The organism is Bacillus sp. JJ1773, assembly GCF_036962035.1.
In the GTDB taxonomy this organism is placed as follows: domain Bacteria; phylum Bacillota; class Bacilli; order Bacillales; family Cytobacillaceae; genus Cytobacillus.
Genome location: NZ_JBALNX010000033.1, coordinates 1 through 5,866 on the forward strand (window position 1 = coordinate 1; position 5,866 = coordinate 5,866).

3 protein-coding genes and 1 pseudogene are annotated in these 5,866 nt (G+C 43.8%); 1 reads left to right on the forward strand and 3 read right to left on the reverse strand.

Going from position 1 to position 5,866, the window contains the following annotated elements; all coding sequences use genetic code 11:
- Positions 1-408, forward strand: a pseudogene (locus V7127_RS08610) (hypothetical protein); the annotation flags it as partial.
- 66 nt (positions 409-474) lie between these two features.
- Here V7127_RS08610 and icmF read toward each other — a convergent pair.
- From icmF to V7127_RS08625, 3 genes are all read right to left on the reverse strand, one after another.
- Entirely contained in the window at positions 475-3,741 is a 3,267-nt protein-coding gene (gene icmF, locus V7127_RS08615; protein ID WP_335484895.1) for a fused isobutyryl-CoA mutase/GTPase IcmF, read from the reverse strand.
- Positions 3,742-3,783: 42 nt separating this feature from the next.
- Positions 3,784-4,446, reverse strand: a complete 663-nt coding sequence (locus V7127_RS08620; RefSeq protein WP_335484898.1) for a TetR/AcrR family transcriptional regulator — start codon at positions 4,444-4,446, stop codon at positions 3,784-3,786.
- Positions 4,447-4,545: 99 nt separating this feature from the next.
- Positions 4,546-5,685, reverse strand: coding sequence for an acyl-CoA dehydrogenase (locus tag V7127_RS08625; protein ID WP_335348115.1), 1,140 nt, complete (start codon positions 5,683-5,685; stop codon positions 4,546-4,548).
- Positions 5,686-5,866: the final 181 nt, after the last annotated feature.

Genomic DNA, 5,866 nt, shown 5'->3' on the forward strand with positions numbered 1-5,866 from the left:
CGGGGCGGGCGATTTATCGGAATTGGGGCAGGGGCAGCCAAATCTATCAAAAAACCTTTGGGCTTAACGAAGGTCGGCATTCAAACAGACGAATCCAATAACCACGCCATTTTAAATATCAATTATTTACAAAGCCCGCTCACATACGGGTATTCATCCGGTAGCATAGGATTTGTCTATCGTCCCGTTTGGTTTACGAATACAAAAGGGGCTGAAGTAGTTGCCACATACTCAAAGGCTCCTAATTCTCTCATATCCGGTTATTGGCCAGGCTACGAAAAGGCGCAGGGACAGCCTGTTATGACAGCGGAAAAAGACAATCGTGTTATTTTGATCGGTTTGGAAATTGGTTTTCGTCAGCATCCGTCTTATCTTTATTCCTTGCTGGCCAATGCTATATATTTATAACTGAATTTATTCAACAATTCTTAATAGCCCGCTGAAACCAATTCAGCGGGCTTTTTTCACAATAACCTACATATTTCTTCTATACTGTCCGCCGACTTCATACAGAGCACGTGTAATTTGGCCAAGGCTTGCGACTTGGACGGTTTCCATCAATTCTGCAAAAATATTGCCGCCCGTAACAGCCGTTTCCTTTAAGCGTTTGATGGCTTCTTCTGTTTTGTCTTTGTTGCGCTCTTGGAAGCTGCGGAGATTTTGGATTTGTGTTTCTTTTTCTTCTTGTGTGGCTCTAGCCAGCTCCATATTGTCCATGTCTTCTTCAGACGGCGGGTTCGGATTTAAATACGTATTGACCCCGATAATCGGAAGCTCGCCAGTATGCTTCTTCATTTCATAATGCATTGATTCATCTTGAATTTTTCCGCGCTGGTATTGCGTTTCCATGGCACCGAGAACGCCCCCGCGGTCATTGATGCGTTCGAATTCCTGAAGCACCTGCTCCTCCACAAGGTCTGTTAATTCATCAATAATAAAGGCACCTTGCAGCGGATTTTCGTTCTTCGTGAGGCCATGCTCCTTCGTAATGATCATTTGAATCGCCATTGCACGGCGTACTGATTCCTCTGTCGGTGTTGTAATGGCCTCATCATAGGCATTCGTATGAAGGGAATTACAGTTATCATGCAGCGCCATCAAAGCCTGCAGGGTCGTACGAATATCATTGAAATCAATTTCCTGCGCATGCAGTGAACGCCCTGACGTTTGAATATGATATTTCAGCTTTTGGCTTCGCTCATTCGCACCATATTTGTCCCTCATCACAGTCGCCCAAATACGGCGTGCGACACGGCCAAGCACCGTATATTCCGGATCAAGCCCATTCGAGAAAAAGAATGAAAGATTCGGTGCAAAGTCGTTAATATCCATGCCTCTGCTCAAATAGTACTCCACATACGTAAAGCCGTTCGCCAATGTGAACGCTAATTGCGATATCGGATTCGCTCCTGCTTCCGCAATATGATAACCCGAAATCGAAACAGAATAATAGTTACGCACCATTTGGTCGATAAAATACTGCTGGATATCTCCCATCATGCGGAGAGCAAATTCAGTTGAGAAAATACATGTATTTTGCCCTTGGTCTTCTTTTAAAATATCAGCTTGAACAGTTCCGCGAACGGTTTGAAGTGTGCGCGCTCTGACTTCTGTGAACTCTTCTGCCGTTAGAACTCGGCCAAGCTCGTTTTCTTTTGCCTCGATTTGCTGTTCAATGGCTGTATTCATAAACATCGCCAAGATAATCGGGGCAGGGCCGTTGATGGTCATGGAAACAGATGTCGATGGATGGCAAAGATCAAAGTCTGCATAAAGCTTCTTCATATCGTCCAATGTACAAATACTGACTCCGCTTTCCCCAACCTTCCCGTAAATATCAGGACGGTAATCCGGATCTTCTCCGTAAAGGGTGACTGAATCAAAGGCAGTACTTAAGCGCTTTGCCGAATCATCCTTTGACAGATAATGAAAACGGCGGTTCGTTCTTTCCGGTGTTCCTTCCCCAGCAAACTGTCTTTTTGGGTCCTCCCCTTCACGCTTGAACGGGAATACGCCAGCCGTATAAGGGAATGAGCCTGGAACATTTTCTCTATAAACCCAACGGATAATCTCACCGTAATCCTTGTATTTTGGAAGAGCCACCTTTGGAATAGCTAATCCAGAAAGGCTCTTCGTTTTTAACACAGTGATAATTTCTTTATCGCGAATTTTCGTGACAAACTGATCCCCTGCGTATTTTTCCTTTAGAGAGCCCCAGCCTTCAAGGATTTTCTTCGTTTCATCAGTCAGCTTTGATTCAACGGTAGACCTAATAGCTTCTAATGAAGCGACCACCTCTTCATTTGCCTCCTGCTCCTTAACAGCAAGAATCGCTCCTTCAAGCTGGAAAAGCTTGCGCGCAAGATTAGCCTGTTCCTCTGCCTTCTTATGATAGCTGCGCACCGCTTCGGAAACCTCTCGTAAATAATAGCGCTGCTCATTCGGAATAATGACATTTTGTTTTTCAACAAGGGCCGTTTTGGAAAAACTCGTTTTCCAGTCTATTCCGGCTTTTTCGTTTAATTTTTCAATGATTGCCGCAAAAACAGCATTCGTTCCCGGGTCATTGAACTGGCTCGCAATCGTGCCATAAACAGGCATCTCATCTAAGTCTTTTTCAAACAGCATGCGGCTTCTTTGGTATTGCTTCTGCACCTGGCGCTTTGCATCCTCAGAACCTTTACGCTCAAACTTATTAATGACAATTAAATCGGCATAATCAATCATATCGATCTTTTCTAGCTGGGAAGGCGCACCAAATTCACTCGTCATGACGTACATCGAAACGTCACAAATTTCAGTAATTTCAGCATCCCCTTGCCCAATTCCGCTTGTTTCCACAACGATTAGATCAAAGCCGGCTGCTTTGACAACCGAAATCGCGTCCTTAATCGCAAGCGAAAGTTCGCTTTTCGAATTTCTTGTGGCTAAGCTTCTCATATAAACACGCGGATTAAATATCGCATTCATGCGGATACGGTCACCAAGAAGGGCTCCGCCCGTTTTCTGCTTTGTCGGATCGACTGATAAAATGGCAACCTTCTTTTCAGGAATTTCATTGATGAAACGGCGAATTAATTCATCGGTTAATGAGCTTTTTCCGGCTCCGCCTGTTCCTGTAATTCCTAGAACTGGGACAGACTTTTCCAATGATTTAACTTTTTCCATAACAGAATCAAGTGCTGCTGCCGTTTCTTTTTCAACATTGACATGGTGCTCGGCTAAAGTAATGAGCTTAGCAACGGCATTCGTGTTCCCTTCCTGAAGCTTTTCAATCTGCTCTGTAGCCTCTGGCGTAAAGGTCGGAAAATCACATTCTTCAATCATGAGGTTGATCATGCCTTGAAGCCCATGCTGACGTCCATCCTCAGGTGAAAAGATTCTTGCAATTCCGTAGTCATGCAGTTCTTTAATCTCCTTTGGAATAATGACGCCGCCCCCGCCTCCATAAATACGGATATGGGAAGCACCTCTTTCCTTTAAAAGGTCATACATATACTTAAAGTATTCCACATGTCCTCCCTGATAGGAAGAAATCGCAATACCTTGAACATCCTCTTGAATAGCCGCATTCACCACTTCTTCCACGGAACGGTTATGGCCTAAATGAATGACCTCTGCTCCGCTTGCCTGAATGATTCTTCTCATAATGTTAATGGAAGCATCATGACCATCAAATAGACTAGAAGCCGTGACAAAACGAATATGATTCTTTGGCTTATACACTACTGGATTACTCATTTTTCTCCCCCTGTTCGTATTAACGCAGGTTCTTTAATAGACTTACATTTTTGAAACTAGCGAGTTGTCTTGCTTCGATAATTCCGCTTGGTTAATCCCTTGAAAAAGCAATTCCGTTTGAAGCTGGATATACTCGTCTAGCGTATACATCTTTTTCAATGACCAGCGACGGAATGCCCACATTTGCCCCTGCACAAAAATGTTATGGGCAATCATTTTAATCTGATCTTCGGTTAGATCTATTTCTTTATTTTCCACGCATCTCGTTACGATTTGCTCAAACATTCCAACCATTTCGATTTCTTTCTTCAGCACGTATGGAAGGGCGTCCTTTGATAAGGATTTCACTTCCTGATACATGACAAGGACCTCATCCTGCAGCTCGTCTACAACGCGAAAATAATCAGCAATCCCGAGCTTTAGGCTTTCAAGCGTACCTTGATCGGTGTTGAGATCCTTTTGCAAACGGTCGCTAACTTGGTCATAGATGCTGTCACAAACGAGATATAAAACATCCTCTTTTGTGCGGATATATTCATATAGTGTTCCGATGCTAAATCCTGCAGCTCTTGCAATTTCTCTTGTCGTTGTGCGATGAAAGCCTTTTTGAATAAACAGGGTCACGGCCCCTTTGATCATCTGGTCCCGTCTTTTTTTAACAAGGCGTTCATCTTTGACAGACGCCTGTACTTCGCGTTTTTTCATTTTACCTACCGTCCTTCTATAATTGGGGTGCAGAGTTAAGACTGGGTTTCCAGGCTCAACTCTGCTAAGCCTTTTTTTAATAGAATAAATGATAGGAGCCTATTTTGTCAGCATACGAGAAATAACGAGGCGCTGAATTTCCTGTGTACCTTCGTAAATTTGGGTAATTTTCGCATCGCGCATAAAGCGTTCAACTGGATAATCCTTTGTATAGCCATATCCGCCAAAAATTTGGACAGCATCTGTAGTAACCTTCATGGCTGTGTCTCCAGCTAATAATTTGGACATTGCGGATTCTTTTCCGTATGGAAGTCCTTCAGACTCAAGCCATGCAGCCTGGTAGGTTAAGAGTCTAGAAGCTTCAATGCTTGTTGCCATGTCAGCTAATTTGAAGCCAATTCCTTGCTGAGAAGCAATAGGTTTGCCAAATTGAACGCGCTCCTTTGCATATTCAATGGAAGCATCTAAGGCACCCTGTGCGATTCCTACTGCTTGAGCGGCGATTCCGTTTCGTCCGCCATCTAGAGTCATCATCGCGATTTTAAAGCCTTCTCCCACATTGCCAAGAACATTTTCTACTGGAACCTTACAATTATCAAAAATAATTTCCGTTGTTGGTGATGAACGAATGCCGAGTTTTTTCTCTTTCTTGCCGACTGAGAAGCCTTCAAAGTCAGCCTCCACGATGAATGCAGTTGTACCTCGATGTTTTTCCGCCGGGTCTGTTAAAGCAAAAACAACATAGATATCAGCAATTCCACCGTTTGTAATGAAGATTTTTGAACCATTTAAGACGTAGTGATCCCCTTCAAGGCGAGCTGTCGTTCTCATTCCGCCTGCATCTGAACCGCTGCCAGGCTCAGTTAGGCCATAAGCGCCGATTTTCGTTCCTTCTGCCATTGGACGCAAATATTTTTGCTTTTGCTCTTCACTGCCGAATTTGAAAATCGGCCAGCCCGCTAAAGATGTATGAGCGGAAAGCGTCACACCTGTTGAGGCACATACTCTCGAAAGCTCCTCAACTGCAATACAGTAGGCTAGGTAGTCACTGCCAATGCCGCCATATTCTTCTGGCCACGGAATTCCCGTTAGCCCAAGCTCCGCCATTTTATCAAAAATTTCACGGTCAAAGCGCTCTTCCTCATCACGCTCAGCAGCCGTTGGGGCCACTTCATTCTTTGCAAAATCGCGTACCATTTTTCTAATCATTTCATGCTCTTCTGATAATTGAAAGTTCATGTCCCTGTCCCCCATTTATATTTAGCGTTGTTAATATGATTGTTGAGCTTCTTTGAAAATTAACACTATGAAGCGGTTATGGTTAGCCTTATTGGTGAGTCCCTCTCAAAACATGCACTATGAAGCGGTCATGACGAGCGTTTTGTATGAGTTCCTTTCAATACACTCACTATGAAGCGGT